The organism is Allorhizobium ampelinum S4 (assembly GCF_000016285.1).
GTDB classification, from domain to species: Bacteria; Pseudomonadota; Alphaproteobacteria; order Rhizobiales; family Rhizobiaceae; genus Allorhizobium; species Allorhizobium ampelinum.
The window spans coordinates 876608-897172 of sequence record NC_011988.1 but is presented as its reverse complement, the minus strand read 5'-3'; the positions used below and the strand labels follow the sequence as shown (position 1 = coordinate 897172).

20 protein-coding genes are annotated in these 20565 nt (G+C 59.2%); 2 read left to right on the top strand and 18 right to left on the bottom strand.

Annotated features, from left to right (window positions below):
- Positions 1 to 6 precede the first annotated feature (6 nt).
- The 12 genes from AVI_RS21090 to AVI_RS21035 all read right to left on the bottom strand — a co-directional run bounded on the left by AVI_RS21090 (position 7) and on the right by AVI_RS21035 (position 11989).
- Positions 7 to 1386: an amidase gene (locus AVI_RS21090; RefSeq protein WP_012654169.1), complete on the bottom strand. Its 1380-nt coding sequence runs from the start codon at positions 1384 to 1386 to the stop codon at positions 7 to 9.
- Between the two features lie 22 nt (positions 1387 to 1408).
- Complete coding sequence (locus tag AVI_RS21085) at positions 1409 to 2626, bottom strand: ABC transporter substrate-binding protein (protein WP_012654168.1); 1218 nt, start codon at positions 2624 to 2626, stop codon at positions 1409 to 1411.
- Positions 2627 to 2699: 73 nt separating this feature from the next.
- On the bottom strand, positions 2700 to 3716 hold the full coding sequence (locus AVI_RS21080; RefSeq protein WP_012654167.1) for a CobW family GTP-binding protein: 1017 nt from the start codon (positions 3714 to 3716) through the stop codon (positions 2700 to 2702).
- Entirely contained in the window at positions 3709 to 4041 is a 333-nt protein-coding gene (locus tag AVI_RS21075) for a hypothetical protein (protein ID WP_012654166.1), read from the bottom strand. The genes AVI_RS21080 and AVI_RS21075 overlap by 8 nt, the downstream gene beginning before the upstream one ends.
- Positions 4042 to 4095: 54 nt before the next feature.
- Positions 4096 to 4977: a polysaccharide deacetylase family protein gene (locus AVI_RS21070; protein ID WP_012654165.1), complete on the bottom strand. Its 882-nt coding sequence runs from the start codon at positions 4975 to 4977 to the stop codon at positions 4096 to 4098.
- 47 nt (positions 4978 to 5024) lie between these two features.
- Positions 5025 to 6134: an ABC transporter ATP-binding protein gene (locus tag AVI_RS21065; RefSeq protein WP_012654164.1), complete on the bottom strand. Its 1110-nt coding sequence runs from the start codon at positions 6132 to 6134 to the stop codon at positions 5025 to 5027.
- Between the two features lie 209 nt (positions 6135 to 6343).
- Complete coding sequence (locus AVI_RS21060) at positions 6344 to 7576, bottom strand: ABC transporter substrate-binding protein (protein ID WP_041698608.1); 1233 nt, start codon at positions 7574 to 7576, stop codon at positions 6344 to 6346.
- Between the two features lie 67 nt (positions 7577 to 7643).
- Positions 7644 to 8411 (bottom strand): SDR family NAD(P)-dependent oxidoreductase, encoded by a 768-nt coding sequence (locus AVI_RS21055; protein ID WP_012654162.1) that lies wholly within the window; start codon positions 8409 to 8411, stop codon positions 7644 to 7646.
- 19 nt (positions 8412 to 8430) lie between these two features.
- Positions 8431 to 9180: an SDR family NAD(P)-dependent oxidoreductase gene (locus AVI_RS21050; protein WP_012654161.1), complete on the bottom strand. Its 750-nt coding sequence runs from the start codon at positions 9178 to 9180 to the stop codon at positions 8431 to 8433.
- Positions 9177 to 10022 (bottom strand): ABC transporter permease, encoded by an 846-nt coding sequence (locus tag AVI_RS21045; RefSeq protein WP_012654160.1) that lies wholly within the window; start codon positions 10020 to 10022, stop codon positions 9177 to 9179. The genes AVI_RS21050 and AVI_RS21045 overlap by 4 nt, the downstream gene beginning before the upstream one ends.
- A 1-nt stretch (position 10023) precedes the next feature.
- Positions 10024 to 10923 carry an ABC transporter permease gene (locus AVI_RS21040; RefSeq protein ID WP_012654159.1) on the bottom strand — a complete coding sequence of 300 codons (900 nt, stop codon included), beginning with the start codon at positions 10921 to 10923 and terminating at the stop codon, positions 10024 to 10026.
- Entirely contained in the window at positions 10916 to 11989 is a 1074-nt protein-coding gene (locus AVI_RS21035; RefSeq protein WP_012654158.1) for an ABC transporter ATP-binding protein, read from the bottom strand. Before AVI_RS21035 ends, AVI_RS21040 begins: the two co-directional genes overlap by 8 nt.
- Positions 11990 to 12519: 530 nt before the next feature.
- On the opposite strand from AVI_RS21035, the gene AVI_RS21030 reads away from it, so the two are divergent.
- The gene (locus AVI_RS21030) at positions 12520 to 13518 is read left to right on the top strand and encodes a GntR family transcriptional regulator (protein WP_012654157.1); all 999 of its coding nucleotides are present in this window, start codon (positions 12520 to 12522) and stop codon (positions 13516 to 13518) included.
- 32 nt (positions 13519 to 13550) lie between these two features.
- Here the strand turns inward: AVI_RS21030 and AVI_RS21025 are convergent, their stop codons facing one another.
- The 5 genes from AVI_RS21025 to AVI_RS21005 are packed head-to-tail and all read right to left on the bottom strand — an operon-like array spanning position 13551 to position 17809.
- Entirely contained in the window at positions 13551 to 14528 is a 978-nt protein-coding gene (locus tag AVI_RS21025) for a 5-oxoprolinase subunit C family protein (protein ID WP_012654156.1), read from the bottom strand.
- On the bottom strand, positions 14518 to 15393 hold the full coding sequence (locus AVI_RS21020; RefSeq protein WP_012654155.1) for a 5-oxoprolinase subunit B family protein: 876 nt from the start codon (positions 15391 to 15393) through the stop codon (positions 14518 to 14520). Before AVI_RS21020 ends, AVI_RS21025 begins: the two co-directional genes overlap by 11 nt.
- On the bottom strand, positions 15393 to 16781 hold the full coding sequence (locus AVI_RS21015) for an acetyl-CoA carboxylase biotin carboxylase subunit (protein ID WP_012654154.1): 1389 nt from the start codon (positions 16779 to 16781) through the stop codon (positions 15393 to 15395). Before AVI_RS21015 ends, AVI_RS21020 begins: the two co-directional genes overlap by 1 nt.
- Complete coding sequence (locus AVI_RS21010; protein ID WP_012654153.1) at positions 16778 to 17020, bottom strand: acetyl-CoA carboxylase; 243 nt, start codon at positions 17018 to 17020, stop codon at positions 16778 to 16780. Before AVI_RS21010 ends, AVI_RS21015 begins: the two co-directional genes overlap by 4 nt.
- Positions 17021 to 17032: 12 nt before the next feature.
- Positions 17033 to 17809: a 5-oxoprolinase subunit PxpA gene (locus AVI_RS21005; RefSeq protein ID WP_012654152.1), complete on the bottom strand. Its 777-nt coding sequence runs from the start codon at positions 17807 to 17809 to the stop codon at positions 17033 to 17035.
- A gap of 279 nt (positions 17810 to 18088) precedes the next feature.
- Here AVI_RS21005 and AVI_RS21000 point away from each other — a divergent pair, with 279 nt between their 5' ends.
- Positions 18089 to 18988, top strand: coding sequence for a LysR family transcriptional regulator (locus AVI_RS21000; RefSeq protein WP_012654151.1), 900 nt, complete (start codon positions 18089 to 18091; stop codon positions 18986 to 18988).
- Between the two features lie 30 nt (positions 18989 to 19018).
- Here the strand turns inward: AVI_RS21000 and AVI_RS20995 are convergent, their stop codons facing one another.
- Positions 19019 to 20476 (bottom strand): NAD-dependent succinate-semialdehyde dehydrogenase, encoded by a 1458-nt coding sequence (locus tag AVI_RS20995; protein WP_012654150.1) that lies wholly within the window; start codon positions 20474 to 20476, stop codon positions 19019 to 19021.
- Between the last annotated feature and the right edge of the window lie 89 nt (positions 20477 to 20565).

Here is a 20565-nt window from a genome sequence, read left to right as displayed (position 1 = left end):
GCTCATTTAGCCGCAAACCACCGCTTCCACCGAAAGCGCCAGACCAAGCAGGGCCTCATCGGACCGTGCAGGCCCGGACACTTGCAGACCAACCGGCATATTGGCATCCCCCGTGCCGCACGGCAGCGAGACCGCGCACCAATCGAGAAAATTGCCGAGCATCGTGTTGCGCAATGTCTTGCCGTTGATGGCCACGAACAGGTCATCGTCAGCCACAAGCCGCGCGGTCAGCGGTGCGACATGCGCAACGGTTGGTGTCAGGATGAATTCATCCGCTCCGATCTGGCTGGTAAATTCCGAAATCAATTGCTCACGCCGCTCAACAAGCTCGACATAGTTGGCAAGGCTGATGTTTTCGCCGAGCCGTGCGCGGGTCGCAACGCGGTGATCCATGCGGGCTGCATCCGGTCCATGCAGACGGTGGCGATGCAGAACATAGGCTTCCGCCGTCACCAGCGGGCCATGCTTGGCGAGTGCATCGAGGATCTGCTGCATGATCGGGAAGGCCTGACGGCGCACCACGGCGCCCGCCTGTTCCAGACGGCGTATCGCAGCCTCAAATGCTTGAACCACACCATCCTCGGCACCGTCGAAAAACACTGTTTCCGGTACGACGAAACGGCGTCCAGCCAAGGCGGCACGGGTCACCTGCGGATGCGTCAGCCCGCGCATCGCAGCATCCACCCAAACCGCATCCTGCACGGTGCGGCAGAGTGGCCCAAGGGAATCCAAACTTTTTGACAGGGGGAAGACACCACGCATGGAGTAGCGGCCACGGGTCGCCTTATAGCCGACAATGCCATTAAAGGCGGAGGGAATGCGGACAGATCCGCCCGTATCCGTACCAATCGACACCGGCACCAGCCCGGCAGCCACCGCTACAGCCGAGCCTGAGGACGAGCCGCCGGGAACCCGCGCCTCACCCACGCCGTGCGGATTGCGCGGTGTGCCGTAATGCGGATTGACCCCAAGACCGGAGAAGGCGAACTCGCTCATATTGACCTGACCGATGGACACCATTCCAGCACTTGCCAGAGCCGCGACCACATCCGCATCGCGCGATGCCGGTGGCTGATCGTCCAGCACCACGGAGCCAGCGGTGGTTGTTACGCCCTTGAGATCAAAGAGATCCTTCCAGGCAATCGGTATCCCGTCCAGAGGGCCAAGCGAACAACCGGCCCGGATGCGCAATGCCGAAGCCTGAGCCTCTTGCATCGCCCGCTCCGGCGTTAGCCGGGTGAAAATTGTCTGATCCGCGTAATCCCTGATAGCCCCCAACGTCTGATGGGCCAGATCCTGCGGATCAAGCGCGCCGGACTGGATCAAGACAGCAAGCTGGGCAATGCTTTTGCCTGAAAGGCCTTGGCCTGAAAAGTTTGGGGTCATCGGTTACTCCTTCAATACAATATTACGCCGCCATCAGCTGAAGCCAGCGACGCACCAGATAATTATGCTCGTCCATGGTGGTGTTCCACACCGCGATGCGGTTGGCACGCTGCCAGTAGGACCCGCCGCTGCGGCTTTCGCCAGCCTTGATCCGCATTGCGCCATCGGGTCCGGGCAAGTCCTGCGCGGCGGGCAGGCCGCCATACCAATAATCCCATTCCGCCTTGCTCAGATACGCCTTTGAGCGCTGCGGCGTGGAGATGTAATAGCCTTGCCGCGCAACGACAGCACCTGGCAACCCGGAAATCCACCAGTTAAGATAGTCATAGGCCACATCCAGCATCCGGCCTTCAAGGCCACGCGACAGGCAAAGCCCGCCATGCCAGGCCCTGTAGCCTTCGACCGGCACCGCCTGCTCCACGGCCATGCCCTGACCGCTCAAGATGGTAATGCCTGTGGACCACATGCTCTGGATATCGGTACGGCCCCGGACCATCAGGGCCGCGGCATCCTCGGCGGTGCGCCAGAAGTCCCTGAAAAATCCGGACTTTTTCTTCTCGGTCAGAATGGCGATCAGCCGGTCGATCTCAGCCACGGTCATATTGCCGATATTCTCGAACCGCATCAGGCCAGCCGCCTCGGCAGCAAGAGCTGCATCGAAAATACCGATGGCGGGCTCGTCAATCAGGGCCACCCGGCCCGCCCAGGTCTCGTCCAACAGACTTGCCCAACTGGACACGGACCTGGGGCTTTTCACCAGATCGCTGCGATAGGCAAAACTGTCGAAATTATGGGTGGTGGGCAACATGGAAATATGGCCGGTCGGATTATCGCCCAGCGACAGGTCCGGCTGAACGAACAGTTTCTTGACAGGTGCATCGCCCTTACCCAGTTGGGCACTCGACTCCAGTCGTCCGGTCTTGGTGAGATCGGAAATCTCGTTCCAGAGGTCGATCCGCTTCAGTTCTATCGGCTGGATGGCGCGCCAATACCAGACGATGTCCAGGTTATGAAAGCACTGATCGTAGATGTCGTAACTATCCGGCGCCTGCGCCGCCTTGTGCTGGGTGGTCAGGAAATCATTGTTGTCGAACACGACCTCGATGCCAAGATCCTGCTGCGCTTGAACGCGCAACGGTTCCAGCAAGGAAATCGCCGTGCCGAGCACCCGAAGACGCGGTTTGCCTTGCGTATGAAGGGCGGGCGCAGGAAAAGAAGCCGGTGGGTTATGGGTGTTCATTGGCGTTTGACATTCCTGACTCACTTATAAAGCTATCGTAAAACCATAGAGCCTCTGCCACCATCCATGCCTCTCACTTTATCGCAAAGGCCTCGAAAGACCGCCTGATCAGCGCCGTCTCCAATCCATCGACAATGAAAACCAGCCTGGAGCGTCGATCCGCCGATGGCCAGCCGCCCATATGGACGGGCGGATGCACAAGATGCTGGACCCCATGAATGGCAACGGGCCGGTCCTCACCCGCGATGTTCAAAATGCCCTTCACCCGGATAACCCTGGCGCCATGGCGGTTAAGCAGCATGGTCAACCAGATGCCGAAGGCGGTCCAGTCGATCGGCGCGTCAACCGTCACCACGAAGGAACGAAAATCGCCGCTATGGCCAGCATCTGCTGGCGCTTCGCAGTAAAAACCGCTGGCCGATTGCAGAGTGGAACTGTGCAGGCTGGCATCGTCATCCAGCAGGCTGGCAGCTGAAAAATCCGGGGCCGCGGCGGCAATTATCGCTGCATCCGGATTGATCGACGCGATCCGGGCCATCAACCGTCCGGTCAATTCAGTCTGTTCAAGGGCTTCAGTCATATCGGTTTTGGTGATCACCAACCGGTCGGCAATCGCCACTTGCCGGGCCGATTCGCCATAAGCGTCCAGTTGCCCCAACCCATTAATGGCATCAACCGTGGTGATGACATTGCCGTGGCGGAAATGATGGCGCAGGACAGGATCGGCTTTCAGCGTCGATAAGATCGGAAACGGATCGGCAAGCCCGGTGCTTTCAATCATCACCCGACGAAAAGGCGCGATTTCGCCACGCTCCCGGCGGTCATGCAAGGTCCGCACGGCTTCAGCTAGATCGCCGCGAATGGTGCAGCAAACACAGCCGGATTGCAAAAGCACCGTATCGCCATCGACCGTTTCCACCAGGTCGTGATCGAGGCCGATTTCGCCGAATTCATTGATCAGCACCGCCGTATCGGCAAGGGCGGGGTCTGATAGCAGACGCTTCAGCAACGTCGTCTTGCCGGAGCCGAGAAAGCCGGTCAGCAAATTGACCGGGGTGAACTGGGGAATAGCACCCTTTGCATCAGCCATTACGGGCCATTTCCATCCGTATGATAAGCACCGGATCAAGCGGATCGCAGGCCCGACCGGACATTTTCTCAGCAACCGACCAGAGATGGCCGAGATCCTCGATGATCTCGGTCTTTCCCGTCAGGCTGGATAGGAGATAGGATGAGCCCTGCCAGTCGGAGAGCGACAGGCCATAAGCCTTCAGCACCCGGTTGGCAGTGTTCACACGGTTCATCCGTTCACGGCGGCGGTCCACCCGCTCGCCATTGCGGGTGTAGACTCCGGGTCGGGCCACGGCATCGGCCCAATGTTCATTGCCGCCGATCACACCGCAAAGCGAACACATGACACTCTCCTTTTACGGCCAAGGGACGGCATCGCGCCGCCCCTCCCCGTCTTGTTACTTCTTGCGCGGAAAGCGCTTTGCGAAATCGTCGGCGATCTCGTTCATGGTCACGAATTTCACCCCCGGATGCTTGCTCATATGGGCAAACAACCGCTCCAGCATCATCAACACCTGCGGGCGTCCGGCAACGTCAGGGTGAATGGTGATCGGGAAAACCGCATAATCCATTTCACGATAGACCCAATCGAACTGGTCGCGCCAGATCTGCTCGATATCATGCGGATTGACGAAGCCGTGGCTGTTGGGTGATTTCTTGATGAACATCATCGGCGGCAGGTCATCGAGATACCAGGAGGCCGGAATTTCGATCAGGTCGGTCTCGTGGCCACGCTTCAAAGGCACCATCCAGTCGGAGGGCTTCTTGGAATAGTCAATCTTGGTCCAGCTATCGCCAACGCGCACATAATAGGGCGTAAAATCATTATGCATCAGCGAGTGGTCGTATTTGATGCCCCGCTCCAGCAGCAATTCATTGGTGACATTGGAAAATTCCCACCAGGGCGCGACATAGCCGGTCGGGCGCTTGCCCGACAGCCTTGTGACCAGCTCGATGCACTTGTCCAGCACCTCGGTTTCCTGTTCGCGGGTCATGGCAATCGGGTTTTCATGGGTATAGCCATGAATGCCGATTTCATGGCCTGCATCGGCCACAGCCTGCATCTGTTCCGGGAAGGTCTCGATGGAATGGCCGGGAATGAACCAGGTGGTCTTGATACCGAAGCGTTCGAACAATTTCAGCAGGCGCGGTGCGCCGACCTCACCGGCAAACAGACCACGGGAAATATCGTCAGGCGAATCCTCGCCGCCGTAAGAGCCGAGCCAGCCGGCCACCGCATCCACATCGATGCCGAAGCTGCAAAAGATTTCCTTTGCCATGGTGTTTTCTCCTTTTGATAAAGACTTTTTGATCAGGTGTGGAACTGTCAGTGTGCGGCGATAATGGTGGCATCCGAAGGCTTCCACGACAGAAACACGTCGGAGCCGACCGGAAACTCATCCGGGCGATATTTCTCGACATGAGCTTCGAGAGACAGAGACCGCCCATCCGCCAGCACCGCTGAGATATGCGAGACATGACCGACGACGTCGGCACGTTGAATGCGGGCATGCACCGCGTTGCCACCATGGGCCACAGCCACCCGCTCAAGCGGCTCGCGGTTTCCATGATGAACCTGAATGGCCTCGGCGGGAACGACGAGATTGGCGAGGCCACCGTCGGATACCGGGCCATTGACCAGGCCTGCAAGCAATCCCTCCGGGGTCTCGACCCGTAAGTCGCCTGTGCCATCGGCGCGGGCATGCCCTTTAAAAATCGCGTTTCGGCCAATGAATTGCGCCACAAAGGGCGTGGCGGGCCGGGTATAGAGCTGATGCGGCGGGCTGACCTGCTCGACTCGGCCCTGATTCATCACCACCACCCGGTCGGACAGCGCCAGCGCCTCCGATTGCGCATGGGTAACGAAGATGAAGGTGACGCCCAGCGTCCGTTGCAGGATTTTCAGCTCGTTCTGGATCGCCTTGCGCAGATTGGCGTCAAGCGCGCCAAGCGGCTCATCCAGAAGCAGAATGTCAGGCTCGATCACCAATCCCCGCGCCAAGGCCACCCGCTGGCGCTGGCCGCCGGAAAGCTTTTCCGGCTTGCGCTCGGCTATGTCTTCAAGCCCCAGCGTTGCAATGATCCGCTCCACTTTGCGGTCGCGCTCGGCCTTGGCCATGCCTTTGACTTCAAGACCATAGGCGACGTTGCGGCGCACGCTCATATGAGGAAACAGCGCGTAATTCTGAAAGATCGTCGCGGTCGGACGCATCTGGGGCGGCACGTCGTTCATCCGCACGCCCTTGATCATCATATCGCCGGAAGAAATCCCCTCGAACCCGGCAATCATCCTCAGCGTCGTGGTCTTGCCGCAGCCGGATGGGCCGAGAAAAGCGATGAACTCACCCTTTTTCACCGCCAGGCTGAAGGCACTGACAGCCGTGGTGCCATTGTCATAGACCTTGCCCACATCGATTAGTTCCAGGTCGTAAATCATCCTAAATCTCCAGGCGGTGCCCTCTTGGGCGATCAGATGCCACGTCCGTCACACAACGTGCCGTCATGCTCGGCCTTGTGCCGAGCATCTGCCGTGATGCGATATGCAGGTGACGATCATGGCTTGGCCCTCGGCAGTAGACCCTCGGGACAAGCCCGAGGGTGACGGTGGGTGAACGCAGACCGAGTAACCGATCTACGGCGGTCTCGTCAGGCGTTCAGGAACTCGTCCCACTTCTGCACCAGATGGTCGTATTCATCCGGCCATTGATGCCAATAAGCGACGTTTTTGGCGCGCTCTTCCAGCGAGCCGCCATCGCGCAGGTCGCCTTCCTTGATGCCGCGCTCCGGCGCGCCGGTCCAAGGCTTGCCCTCGTACCAGAAGGCATATTTTTCCGGTGCCATGACGCTTTTGATATTGGTGGAGGGCGAGTAATAGCCCTGCTCCGACACGGCAATGCCCGGCTCGCCAGACAGCCAGTAATCGGCATAGGCGGTGACGGCTTCCTTGTTGGTGGTGCCTGCAATCATCGACGGCCCGATGGCCCAGGCGCGGTAGCCTTCCTTCGGCACCGCATATTTGCAAGACTTGCCCTGCGCCTTCACCGCCATGACCGCAGGCTGCCAGGCATCGCAAACCACCATTTCGCCTGAGGCCATCAGGTTGACCAGTTCGCCGAAATCACCCCACAGTGCCCGGAACTGACCTTCTTTCTTCTTCGACACCAGGAAGGCGGCGGCCTCGTCGATTTCCTTGGCGCTTGGATTGCCGGGGTTCTTGACGTTGAGCAGGCCAAGCGTGTTCATCGCCATGATCGCCTGACCAAAGGCAATCAGCGGATCGGTGTTGAGGCCGGACTTGCCCTTCCACTTCTTGTCGAAAATCGCCGCCCAGCTATTGGCCTCTTCGGCGGAGACAACATCCGGGTTATAACCGATGGAATCGTAGTTATAGACGGCTGGCACCATGTTCAGTGTCGTCTGTCCTTCATCAGCCCAGATCTGTCCAACGATCTGCGCCTTCAAGTCCCATTTGTCGGATGGCTTGGTGAAGGTGTCGCGGATATTCGCCCAATTTTTCAAGCCGGAGGCCGGTACGGGCTCGACATTGTTGGTCATGACGATGGCAGGCAGGCGCTCGGCGATGATTTCCCAGCAATCGTAATCTTTCGAGCCAGACAGGATCTTGGTCTGCGCATCCGGGAAGGTTGCCGCCGTGCCGGATGTGCCACCGACGCCGGAGGCTTTCTTGAAGTCATTGAGAATGCGTTCCTGCACCGTCACCGAAAGGCCGATGGTGCGGAGCTGCTGGCTGGCAAGGCTGGTTGCCTGGGCATAGGCCGCCCGCGACGAGAGGAAGGGTGTCCCCGCCCCCATGGCCAGCGCCATCATGCCGGTGGAGCGTTTGAGAAGCGATCTGCGGTTTAATTCGAGTAATGACATGGCAGTTCTCCAGTTTTTGAGTTCCCGATCCGGCTTTGCCGGTTTTTGTTGTTGTTGATTGTTCCTGTCAGTAGCGCCCAACCAGCAGTCCTCCATCGACGACCAGCACCTGGCCGGTCATGTAGCGAGCCGCATTGGAGGCAAGGAAAGTGATGACATCGGCAATATCGTCGGGTGTTCCGAGACGGCCCATCGGGATGATTTCGGCGGCTTTTTCCGCTCCCACCGGCCCCAGCGAGTTTTCCTCCGACAGCAATTGCGCGGTGCGGATATAGCCCGGGGCAATGCCGTTGACCCGCACCCCTTCGCGGGCAAGCTCGACGGACAGACCGCGCACCAGTCCGATCACCCCGGATTTTGCAGCGGAATAATGCACATGCTCATCCCAGCCATAGGCGATGCCCATGATCGACGACAGCGCGACAATCGCCCCGCTTTTGCGGGTGCGCATCCCAGGCGTAGCCGCCCGCACGAGGCGGAAGATACCCTTGAGATCAATATCGAAGGTCAGGTCCCATTTTTCATCGGTCAGCTCTTTCAGCGGCACGCGATGCGCAATGCCTGCATTGGCGACCACCACATCGATCCGGCCAAGCCGTGCCTCGATATCGGCGACCAGCGCATCGGCTGCTGGTGTCGAGCGCACGTCATAATGATGAAACTCTGCCGAGCCGCCAGCAGCGCGAATGGCCTGCGCCACCGCCTCGCCTTCGGCGTCCAAAATATCGGTGACGACGACATGATCGCCGAGCGCACCAAAGGCTTTAGCCGCGGCAGCGCCGATGCCGATCCCGGCTCCAGTTATGATGACGATCCGCTGGTTCTGGTTGCTCATCTGTCTCTTCCTTCAGGGTTCAAAGCATCACATCGCCGGAATTCGGCCCCAGTGTCTGGCCGACGAACAGGGCGGCATCCGGGGAGGCAAGGAAGGAGACGGCGGCGGCCACTTCCTCCGGTTCGCCGAACCGGCCAAGCGGCAATTGGGCTCGCTTGGCATTCCGCCAGTCTTCCGAAAGGCCCATGACCAGCGGCGTATTGATTGGGCCGGGAGCAACCGCATTGACACGCACGCCACGGGAGGAGACTTCACGGGCAAGTGCCTTGGTCATGCCGATAATGGCTGCCTTTGCGCCGGAATAATGCACCAGTTCGACGCCACCGATCTGGCCAAGCTGCGAGGCAATATTGACGATCACGCCGTCTCCCCGCTCCAGCATCGGAGGTAACACGGCGCGGGTCATCAGGAAATTACCGCGCACATGCACTGCAAACATCCGGTCGAAATCAGCGACTTCAAGATGCTCAAACAGCGATTGATGGGCGATCCCCGCATTGTTGACCAACAGCGCCACCGGCCCATGGGCGACGACAGCGGCAGCGCAAATGGCGGCCGCTTCTGTCTCGTGGGAGACGTCACCGGCATAGGCCGAGGCCTTGCCGCCCGACGCCACAATCTCATCGGCGACAGCGTTCGCACGGTCGATGGCAAGATCGTTGACCAACACGCCATACCCGTCTTTTGCCAGCCGGAGTGCAATGGCTCGCCCGATGCCGGAACCCGCTCCGGTGACAATAGCAGAAGGGAAAGCAGACTTTTCCATCATGCATCCTCCTGCACGGCGATGCGCCGGGCGCGGCGCACTGAAAGCCCCATCAGCACGGCGTAAGTGCCAAGCAGCGCGAAGGAAAACAGCGTGGTCAGCACGCCGAAGGCAAAGACATTCGGATGGACTTCCACCGAAAACGTTCCATAGATCGCCAGCGGCAAAGTGAGATCGCGGCCAGAGGCAAACAGCGTGCGGGAAAACTCGTCATAGGACAGCGTGAAGGCAAACAGCATGGCCGACAGCACGCCCGGAAAGATCAGTGGAAAGGTGATCTTGCGAAACGTCCGCATCGGGCTGACGCCAAGCGACCAGGCCGCTTCCTCGACGCTTGGGTCGAAGCGATTGAAAATCGCCAGCATCACCAGGAAGGCAAAGGGGAAGGTATAGACCACATGCAGCACGAAGGCGGTACCCCACCAGTGCCGGTCGATGCCCAGTGTATTGGCAACCAGCGCCATGCCAAGCCCGACCAGCACACCCGGCACCATCATACCCAGCACGATCAGGTAGAAGACCAGGCCGGAGCCTTTGAACCGGCTGCGAAAGGCCTGCGCCGAAATAACCCCCAGCACGGTGGAGACGATCATCGTCATCACCGCCAGCCCCATGGACCGCACCAAGGCATCGTTGATCGGCAGTGGCGCAATGCGCGAGGGCGGCGTCAGGCCGAACAGGTGCTTGTACCAATAGACCGACCATTCGATGATCGGAAATTGCGGACCGCCTTCCGGTCCCGTCTGGAAGGACAGGATGGCGAGAACCACCAAAGGCCCGTAGAGAAACACCAGAAACAGCGTGGTATAGACGCAAAGTCCCAGTTTGACCGCTCCGGAATTCATCCTACAACTCCTTCCTGAGATCGACGACCCGCAGCAGCGCCGCGACAACCAGCCCCATCAGCAGGGTCAGCACAACGCCCGCCACCGCCGCGAAAGCCCATTTCAAAGAGCCCACCTGGGTAACAATGATATTGCCGAGCAGATTGACCTTGCGGCCCGACAGTGCCGCCGAGGTGGCGAATTCACCGAGAACCATGACCGAGACAAAGATCGCGCCCACCACCACGCCCGGCATCGACATCGGCAGGATGATGGTGCGGAAGATCCGCCAGAAACCGGCCCCGAGATCCTGCGCCGCCTCGATGATTGCCGGCTCGATCCGTCCCAGCATGAAGGCGATGGGACCGACCATGAACACGCAATAGATCTGCGTCATGCCGATGATCACAGACAGTTCGGAAAACAGCAGGACTTCGATGGGATGGCTGACAATGCCAAGCTTCATCAGGATCATGTTGATCGCCCCTTCTTTGCCAAGCATTGGCCGCCAGGCGAGGACGCGGATCAGGAAAGAGGTCCAGAACGGAATGACGCAGAGCACCAGAAGCACGGTTTGCAACGTCTTGTTTTTGACGAACAGCCCGACAAACAGCGCCGCCGGATAGCCGACAGCCAAGGTCGCTACCAGCACCAGCAGCCAGATCCTGACCGTGGTCCAGAGCGCGCCCAGATAGGTATCGCTGGAAAAGAAGGTGATCCAGCTTTGCAGCGTCAACACCGGCTTGATGGTGAAGGTGGTCTGCGTCCAGAAGGACACATAGACCATCATCAACATCGGCAGCACCAGGAACAGCAGCATCCAGATGACACCCGGCAGCACCAGCCAGAAGGAGATGCGCGACGGCTTGGCGGCAGGTTCCGCTGTTGCGACGACGGTTTCGCTAAGGGCTTGATTATGCATAGACAAGGGCGTGCTCCTTGTTCCAGACCAGCGCGTAGCGGGTCTGCGGTTCGAGGATCGGGCGGGCGTCCTTGCTCAAATGGGTTTCCACTTCGAAGACAGAGCCGTCATCGGCCGAGAAAAACGAATAGACCGCCGAACCGGTATATTCCTCAGCCAGAAAGCTGGCTTCGATAGCCACTTCATCACTGCCGCGCTCGGCGATAACAGGACGGATGGAGATGCGGTCATGGCGAATGGCGTAGGCGGGTGTCGAAGCGGATTGCCTGAAACCGCCGAGCGGCAGGCGGCCTGCTGGGGCAACGAAACTGTTGCCATCCACAGCGCCGGAAAACAGATTGTAGCAATTCAGGAAGCGCGCCACATCGGCGGAAATGGGACGGTTATAGATCGTGTCCGAACTGCCGGTCTGGGCAGTCCGCCCACGATCCAGCACCAGAACCATGTCGCCCATGGCCAGCGCCTCGCTCTCGCTGCCGGTAACATGCAGGAAGGTAACGCCGCAGCGCTCGCGGATGTCGCGCAACTCATTGCGCATCCGGGCGCGCAGATTGGCGTCCAGTGCGCCAAGCGGTTCGTCCAGCAGCACCATTTTCGGCTCTGTAACCAGGGTGCGGGCCAAGGCAACACGCTGTTTCTGGCCACCGGAAATCTGGGTAACGGCGCGGGTTTCCAAGCCCTGCAAGCCAACAAGCGCGATGATGTCACGCACCCTGTCGGCCACTTCGCCAGCATTGGTCACCGGTGCCACCTCACGATTGGCAAGGCCGAAGGCGATATTTTCCCGCACACTCAGATGTGGAAACAGCGCGAAATTCTGAAAGACGAAGCCGATGCCACGGCGATGCGGCGCCACGTCCTGCATCGACTGTCCGGCAAAGCGGATAGAACCGCCCTCGCAGCGCTCGAAACCGGCAATCACCCGGAGCAGTGTTGTCTTTCCCGATCCGCTTGGGCCAAGTAGAGAAATATAATGATTGTCGGGCAGCGAAAGGCTCAAGCCATCCAGGGCGCGTGTGTCGCCATAGGTCTTGACCAGATTATGTAGCTCGAGCACGGATGTCACGTCGGTTCTCGCCAGTTGCGCCCAGCCAGCCGCACCCGAACACCCTCCCGGTAAACACAGGAAGAGCGCTTGCGCCCTTCAGCAAAGGCGCATCACAGGAATCGGCAATCGGGCATTTTTCTATTCGTTCCGCTTGTCCGTGCTTCTATTGGCACGATACAGACGAAGCATGGCATGGATGATTTTTGTATTCAATATACTTTTTTATGATTTTTAAATTCAGTTGATTTTTAGGGTAAAACACCAAGGATTCCACTAGCGTACACCCTACAAATCTCAACAAAAAAGCGCAGGCCGGTCTGCAAAAACCGACATTACCTGCCGATTTTTCGGATTCTTTTCAATTGGACGCCTTCAATGGCATCTGGAAGGCTCACACTTTGGCCAACCCAGACATGCGTTTAAAAATGACTATTGCACACGATATCCAAAAATTAGATGCTTCATGCGCATTCTGATTTTTATACCTCTAGTCTCGAAAGCGGTTTTCGCCTTACAGAGATAGCAGACCAACGGGAACAGCCTGCGCCATGACGACACAAACCGGCCAACGCCGCTATGAAATTGCCGAGGCGGTGCTGCGCTCCAACATCGCCGAAGGCCTGTTGCCTCAAGGGCTTGTGCTGTTGGAAGGCCATATCGCCGAGATCCTGCAAACGTCCCGCGCACCGGTACAGCGCGCCTTGCAGGCGCTGGAGGCAGACGGGCTGGTGCATAGGTTTCACGGGCGCGGCTATCTCGTCGGCCCGACAGGGTTTGGCATAGAGCCGTTGAGAACCGATATCCGCAGCATTGGCCTGACCGTCGCCAAACATGCCGACGACGCTTTGCAGAACCGGTCCTCCTGGGAGCGGATTTACGACACCGTTGAGCGCGATGTGGCCGGATGCGTGGTGTTTGGTCGCTACCGGATCATTGAGACCGAACTTGCCAGCCATTTCAATGTCAGCCGCACGGTGGTGCGCGATGTGCTGGCGCGGCTGAGCGAACGAGGACTGGTGCGCAAGAACCAAAGCTCCCATTGGATCGCTGGCCCGTTGACCGCCCAGACCATCAAGGACCATTTCGGGCTGCGCGCCATGCTGGAGCCGCAGGCATTGACGACGGCTGCCCCCCATATCGACAGTGAGGCGCTGCTTTGCCTGCTGGAACGGCTTCGGCAGTTGGAGAGGGATCATGCCGGGGATGGCCTCAGAGATGTCATGGAGATGCAGCAAGGCTTCATCGACATCTGCATTCTCGCCACGCCCAATGAGAAGCTGCGCGAATTGATCCGCAACAATCTTCTGCCAGTGACGGCGGCGACCAGCCTGCTGGCCCGCCTCGGCCTGCCAGGCGACCTGACGACGATTACCGAATTTAGGCTGATCGTCGAGTTGCTGGCCCGTGGGGCGACCACAGCGGCGGCGGCCATGCATGGCACCCATCTGGACGCTGCCCTGAACCGGACCATCGCCCAGATGAAGATCGTCGCGATCATTCCCGATCCCGGCGCCACGGCGGCCTATCTGACCCGCGTTCAGGAATGAGCGTGACGCCGACCCCGTCATGACCTGCCCTCCTACACGTTTGACAGAGAGGCGCTGATGTCACGGATCATCGCCTGCCGCTCACGACGCGCCGCCAATGCCTGTTCCATATCCACCTTGACGAACCGCGTTGGCGTATGAGGCTGCAATTGGCCGATCAGGTCCATATCCGCTGAAATCACCGTGCCGACCATGAAATAGCCGCCGCCGGAAACGGCGTCACGGTGCAAGACGATCGGCTCGCTGCCGCCCGGCACCTGGATCGAGCCATAGGGATAGCAGCTATCGACAATATTGGATGGGTCGGAACCCGCCCCAAACGGCGGGGTGCGGGGCACGAAGTCCAGCTTGCGCCCACCGCGAAACCGGTAGCCCATCCGGTCGGCTTCCGGTGCCACCTTCCATTCGTCTTCAAAGAAATTGCCTTTTGCCTCTTCCGTCAACCGATCCCAATAGAGACCGGGCAACACCCGCAGTTCGGCAGGTGCGCCCGGACGGCGGCGCAGCGCCTGCGGAATGATCCGGCCTTCCGATACAGGCTTCGCCTGCCCGACCGGCAATTGATCTCCAGCAGCAATCGCACGCCCCTGAAAGCCACCAAGCGCGCCTATGGCGTAGGTGGAGCGTGATCCGAGCGCCAGCGGAACATCGATACCACCAGCAACGGCAATATAGATCCGCGCCCCCGCCTTCAGGAAATCGAAACTCAGCACCTGACCTGCCCGCACCTTGAAGGCGGTCCAGCCGGGCTGCTCCTCGCCGTCCAGCCGGATCGGCATCTCGGCTCCCGTGACGGCGACCATGGTGTCGGCGGCAAATTCCAGCTTTGGCCCGATGAACACCGCCTCCAGCCCCGCCGCCCCTTCGTCATTGCCGACGAGCAGATTGGCGGCCTTCAGCGCCAGCCGATCCATAGCCCCGCCCTGGGGAATGCCGAGGTGAAAATAGCCGGGACGGCCCAAATCCTGAACCGTGGTGGCAAGCCCTTGATGCAAAACCTTAATGACCATGGAGAAGGCCCTCCAGCCTGGCGTTGTAGCCGCTGATGTCTTTCTGGAATTCCGAGAGATCAAAGCGCACCTCGCGGATCGGCGGCACGAATATGCCCTTGTCCACCTCTCCCACCGCCTGATCGTAACCGTCTCTATCCACCGGCTTGAACTTGACGATATCGCCCGGTTTGAAGAACACCATGAAGTCGCGCAGGTAAGAGGTGGTCTGGGTCGGATCGTAGATCGGCATCGGGGTAATGCCGAACATCTGGTAGCCACCGGCACCGCGCACCGAATAGATGCAGCCGAAACAGCCGCCGTGGCCGACCGTCAGCCTCGGCGTATCCGTGCGGGGCCGCAGATATTTCGGCACTTCGATCTGCCGCTGCCGCTCGACCATCTGATACATGAAAGGCAGACCAGACACGAAGCCGACCATGGAGACAAACCAGGGCGAACCGGAATGAGCGGCAATGAAGTCCGCAACACTTGGGTAATTGTTGATCTTGGCGGCATAATCGAGATCGGTACCATCAGGCTCCTGATGGCGTTCGCGAAACCGCATCAGCGTCTCATGGGTCCAGGGATCGTTGTAGAACACCGGGATTTCAACAATCCGCGTGGCAATCACCGGATCGCTTTTCGCCGCCGCCACCTCAATGGCCTGGATTTCCTTCAGGATGTCGTCGGGATGAATGACATCAGGGTTGAACTTGACCTGGAAGGAGGCATTGGCCGGGCAGATTTCGGTGACGCCCTTGATCCGGGCTTGTGAAATGCCGTTGGTCATCGACAGCGAGGTGAAGAAAGCCTCCAGCGACATCGCCTCGCTGCATTCCACGAACAGATGCTCATCACCGCCGAATGTATAGCGCATCGCCATCAGACAGTCTCCTTCAGGGGAACAGATTGGGCAGGCGGAAAGGCTGTTTCCAGCCACGGCTCCAGAAACCGGGTATGGACATCGGCGCTTCGCACGGAGGGATCAGCCACCAGCTTTTTGTGCAGCGGAATGGTGGTGGCAAGACCGCCGATCTCGAAATGCTCCAGCGCCGCGCCAAGCTTTTCCAGGCAGGCTTCACGGGTTTCCGCCCAGACGATCAGCTTGCCGAGCAGGGAATCGTAGAAGGGCGGCACCTGATAGCCTTCATAGAGCATGGTATCGAAGCGGATGCCGTTGCCCTCGGGAATGTGCAGGGTTGAGACCGTGCCGGGACCGGGCAAGAAACCCCGCGCCGGGTCCTCGGCATTGATCCGGCATTCGATAGCGTGGCCGGAGAGCACCACATCCTCCTGACGCAGCGACAAAGACGCGCCACCGGCAATGCGGATCATTTCCTGCACCAGATCGATACCGGTAATCATTTCCGTCACCGGATGCTCGACCTGGATGCGGGTATTGACCTCGATAAAGTAAAATTCGCCGCTCTGCTCATCATAGAGATATTCAACCGTGCCCGCGCCGCGATAGTGAACCGACCGCGCCAGCGCCACCGCGCTATCGCACAGGGCTTTTCGCACATCATCAGGCAGGCGCACGGATGGGCCTTCTTCCCAGACCTTCTGGCGGCGGCGTTGCAGCGAACATTCCCGCTCAAAGCAATGAATGGCATTTTCTCCATCACCGAGGATCTGCACTTCGACATGGCGCGCGCGGGTAATGACCTTCTCGATATAAAGCCCGCCATCGCCAAAGGCAGCCAGCGCTTCGGAGGACGCTTGCGGGAAATGCCGTTCGAAATCCTCCATGGTCTCGGCGATCCGAATGCCTCGACCGCCGCCGCCCGCAGCGGCCTTGATCATCACAGGAAAGCCGATCGTCTCGACAATCGCACGACCTGCATCCAGATCATCCACCCGGCCATTCGAGCCCGGCACAGTCGGCACACCGGCCTGCATCGCCACCTTGCGGGCCTCGACCTTGTCGCCAAGCAGGCTGATGGCTTCATGGCTCGGACCAATGAAAATCAGCCCGGCATCGGTGACAGCCTTGGCGAAAGCGGCATTTTCGGAGAGGAATCCATAGCCCGGATGCACCGCATCAACGCCGGTTTCCAGTGCCGCTTTCAGCACGGCCTCGATATTCAGGTAGGATTTGGCCGCCGATGGCGGGCCAATCTCCACCGCCTGATCGGCCAGTTTCACCGCCAGCATGTCACGGTCTGCGGCGGAATGAACCTGCACGGTGCGAATGCCGAGCGCCTTGGCCGCCTGGATGATCCGAACGGCAATCTCCCCCCTGTTGGCCACCATCAGCGACGAAATACTCATGCCTGCACCTGCGCGATCACCTGACCGGCCATGATCGGCTCATTGTCTTCCGCCACGAACACCAGACCGGTGCCGGAGGCATCCGCATGCACTTCATGAAAGGTCTTCATCACCTCAATCAGGCCGATAACATCTCCTTCAGCCACCGCGTCTCCGTCATTTTTGAAGCTCGGGGCATCGGGAGACGGCTTGCGGTAGAATGTGCCAGGCAGGGGCGATCTGATCTCGTGGGTGCTCATGGCTGTCTCCGGTTATTTGAGAATGTCTGAAAGAGGCGAAATGCGAATGCCCTCAGCGACCAGGGCGTCGCGCATATGGCGGACGATATCGAAAGCGCCCAGCGTGTCGGAATGGAAGCAGATGGTCTCGAATGGCACCTCGATATCCTTGCCCGTTACCGCCGTGACCTTGCCCTCCAGACAGGCACGCAGCACTTTTCGGGCAATGGTGGCAGGATCGGGACGCCCGACATCGCGGGTAAAGACGATAGAGCCGCTTTCGTCATAATCGCGGTCAGCGTAGAATTCCCGCGCCACCGGCTGTCCCGCCTCGCGCGCGGCAATTTCGGTGGCCGAACCCGCCATGCACAGCACATAGGCATTGGGATTGGCGGTGCGCATATAGTGTACGAACAGCTGCGCCAGTTCGGAATTAACAGCCATTTCCATATAAAGCGCTCCGTGCGGCTTCACATGTTGCAGACTTGCGCCGTGACGGCGCACGAATTCCTTCAGCGCTCCCACCTGGTAGACGATATCATTGACCAATTCGCGCGGCGTACCATTGATCTTGCGGCGGCCAAACCCCTGGAGATCATCATAACCGGGATGAGCGCCGATACCGACACCATGCTCCACCGCCAGCCGCACGGTCTCATCCATCAGGTTGGGGTCGCCAGCATGAAAGCCGGTGGCGATATTGGCGGAACTGATCAGCCCCATCAAAGCCTGATCGGCGGTATCGCCGACCCGCCAGCGGCCAAAGGCCTCGCCCAGATCACAATTGATATCGACAGATTCAAGCGCCACAGGGAACCTCTATGCTTTATTTTTATGCAAAAAACTCAAGTGCCATCATTTTCGTCAGGAAAAGCTAGGCAGAAAATCGTCATTTGAAAAATGGTATTTTCAGAAAGCCATTATCTGATTTACTGATGGGGCAAGCCTTGAAGGCCAGAGGAAAAATTTGAGTGATTTTCAGACCGTAGACCGCATAATTCAGGTGAATTTTCCAGATACTACAACCAAAAGATGATTCATTCTGATTTTCAGATGGCACTATCAAAAATAACGATGGGAGTTCGCGTCATGTCGCTTAGTCTACGCCAGATCCGCTATTTCGTGGCAACCGCCGAATCCGGGCAGGTCTCGCAGGCCGCCGTCAACCTCGCCATCTCGCAATCGGCAGTGACCACGGCGATCAAGGAGCTTGAAACCATTGTCGGTGCGCCGCTGTTCGAGCGCACGCCGCATGGCATGGATCTGACGGAAGCCGGGCGCCTGCTGCTGTCTCAGGCCTATGATATTCTGCGGAAGGTTGACGACATCACCACGCTCAATCCCGTCACCGGCAAGGTGCAGGGGAAACTCAGCGTCGCTGCCAGCTATACGGTGATCGGTTATTTTCTGCCGCTGCATATCGAGCGGTTGAAACGGCAGTTTCCGGGCGTCGATATCCAGCTGTTCGAACTCAACCGGGAAAGCGTCGAGGAAGGCCTGCTTGCCAATCGCTATGATGTCGCGGTGCTGCTGACCTCAAACATTCTCAACCCGGAACTGACCACCGAAACCCTGCTGAATTCGCAGCGGCGGCTTTGGCTCCCTGCCCGCCATCCGCTACTGACCCGTCCCTCGGTCGGGCTAAAGGACGTGGCGGAGGAAAACTATATCATGCTGACGGTGGATGAAGCGTCGCATACCACGCTGAAATACTGGAGCCCGACGCCCTACCAGCCGAAAGTCACGCTGCGGACATCCTCGGTCGAAGCCGTGCGCTCGCTGGTCGCCAATGGCCAGGGCGTCGCCATTCTCTCCGATATGGTGCATCGGCCATGGTCACTGGAGGGCAGGCGAATCGAGACGGTCACGCTGACCGATCCGGTACCATCCATGGATGTTGGCCTTGCCTGGCGACGCAATGCGGACTTCAGCCCGGCCATGGAGGCGTTCCGCGCCTATTTCCGACGGGCCTTTCATATTCCGGGGTAGGTTTCCCTGCCCCGGAACCATAAGCGAATATCAGGCCAGACCGCCGATATGGAAGGTCTTCATTTCCAGATATTCCTCGATGCCGATCTGCGCGCCTTCGCGCCCAAGGCCGGATTGCTTGACGCCACCGAAAGGTGCCACTTCCGTGGAAATCGCCCCGGTATTCAGGCCGATCATGCCTGCTTCCAGCGCCTCGGCCACCCGCCAGGAGCGCTTCAGGCTTTCGGTGTAGAAATAGGCAGCCAGACCGAAGGGCGTGCCATTGGCAATCTCCAGCGCTTCTTCCTCGGTTTCGAACTTGAACAGCGGCGCGACCGGGCCGAAAGTCTCCTCGCTGGCCAGCAGCATATCGGTTGTCGCACCGGTCAAGACCACCGGTGCCGTAAACTGCGCACCCTGCGGCAATCTGTGGGCATCGGTGACGATCTTCGCGCCCTTGGAAACGGCATCCTCGACATGCTGACGAATCTTGCCAATCGCGGCTTCGTTGATCATCGGCCCGATGGAAACGCCTTGCTCGGTTCCGGGGCCAACCTTCATGGCATTGACCCGGGCCGTCAGCTTGGCCGCGAAGGCATCGTAGACACCTGATTGAACCAGGATGCGGTTGGCGCAAACGCAGGTCTGGCCGCCATTGCGGAATTTGCAGAGGATCGCACCTTCAACCGCCAGATCAAGATCGGCATCGTCGAACACGATGAACGGCGCATTGCCGCCAAGCTCCAGGCTGAGCTTCTTGATCGTATCGGCGGCACCGCGCATCAGCAGCGACCCGACCCGGGTCGAGCCGGTGAAGGAAATCTTGCGCACGACGTCATTGGCCATGATTTCATTGCCAATCTCGGTCGGCATGCCGGTGACGATATTGATGACACCCGCCGGAATACCGGCGCGCTCAGCCAGCACACCCAGCGCTAGCGCCGAATAGGGCGTGAAATCCGAGGGCTTGATGACCACGGTGCAGCCCGCCGCCAAGGCTGGGGCCACTTTGCGGGTAATCATCGCATTGGGGAAATTCCAGGGCGTGATGATGCCGCAGACACCAACCGGCTCCTTCAGCACAACGATGCGGCGGTCGGTGGTTGGCGAGGGAATGGTATGGCCACCGATGCGGCGGGCCTCTTCCGCAAACCATTTGACAAAGGAGGCACCGTAGCGGATTTCGCCGCGCGCCTCATCCAGCGGCTTGCCCTGTTCCATTGTCAGAATCAGCGCCAGATCCTCGACATGCTCGATCATCAGGCCGTACCAGGCTTCCAGCAGCCCGGCGCGCTCGGCATGGGTCTTTTTCTTCCAGAGCTTGAAGGCCTTTTCGGCAGCCTTGATGGCAGCGCTCGTGTCATCGGTGCCCATATCCGGCACCGTGCCGATCACCGTTTGCGTGGCCGGGTCGATAACGTCGATCACCTTGTTGGAGGCCGCACCGACCCATTCGCCGCCAATCAGGCCCTGCTGGCGCAGCAAGGTCTTGTCTTTGAGATTATGCATAGGAAGTCCTCAATTGAGTGAGACGAAAGGTCCGTCCTGCCGTTGAAACATAGGTAGTGATGCCGCCGCTGGCACCGTTGGAATTGGAA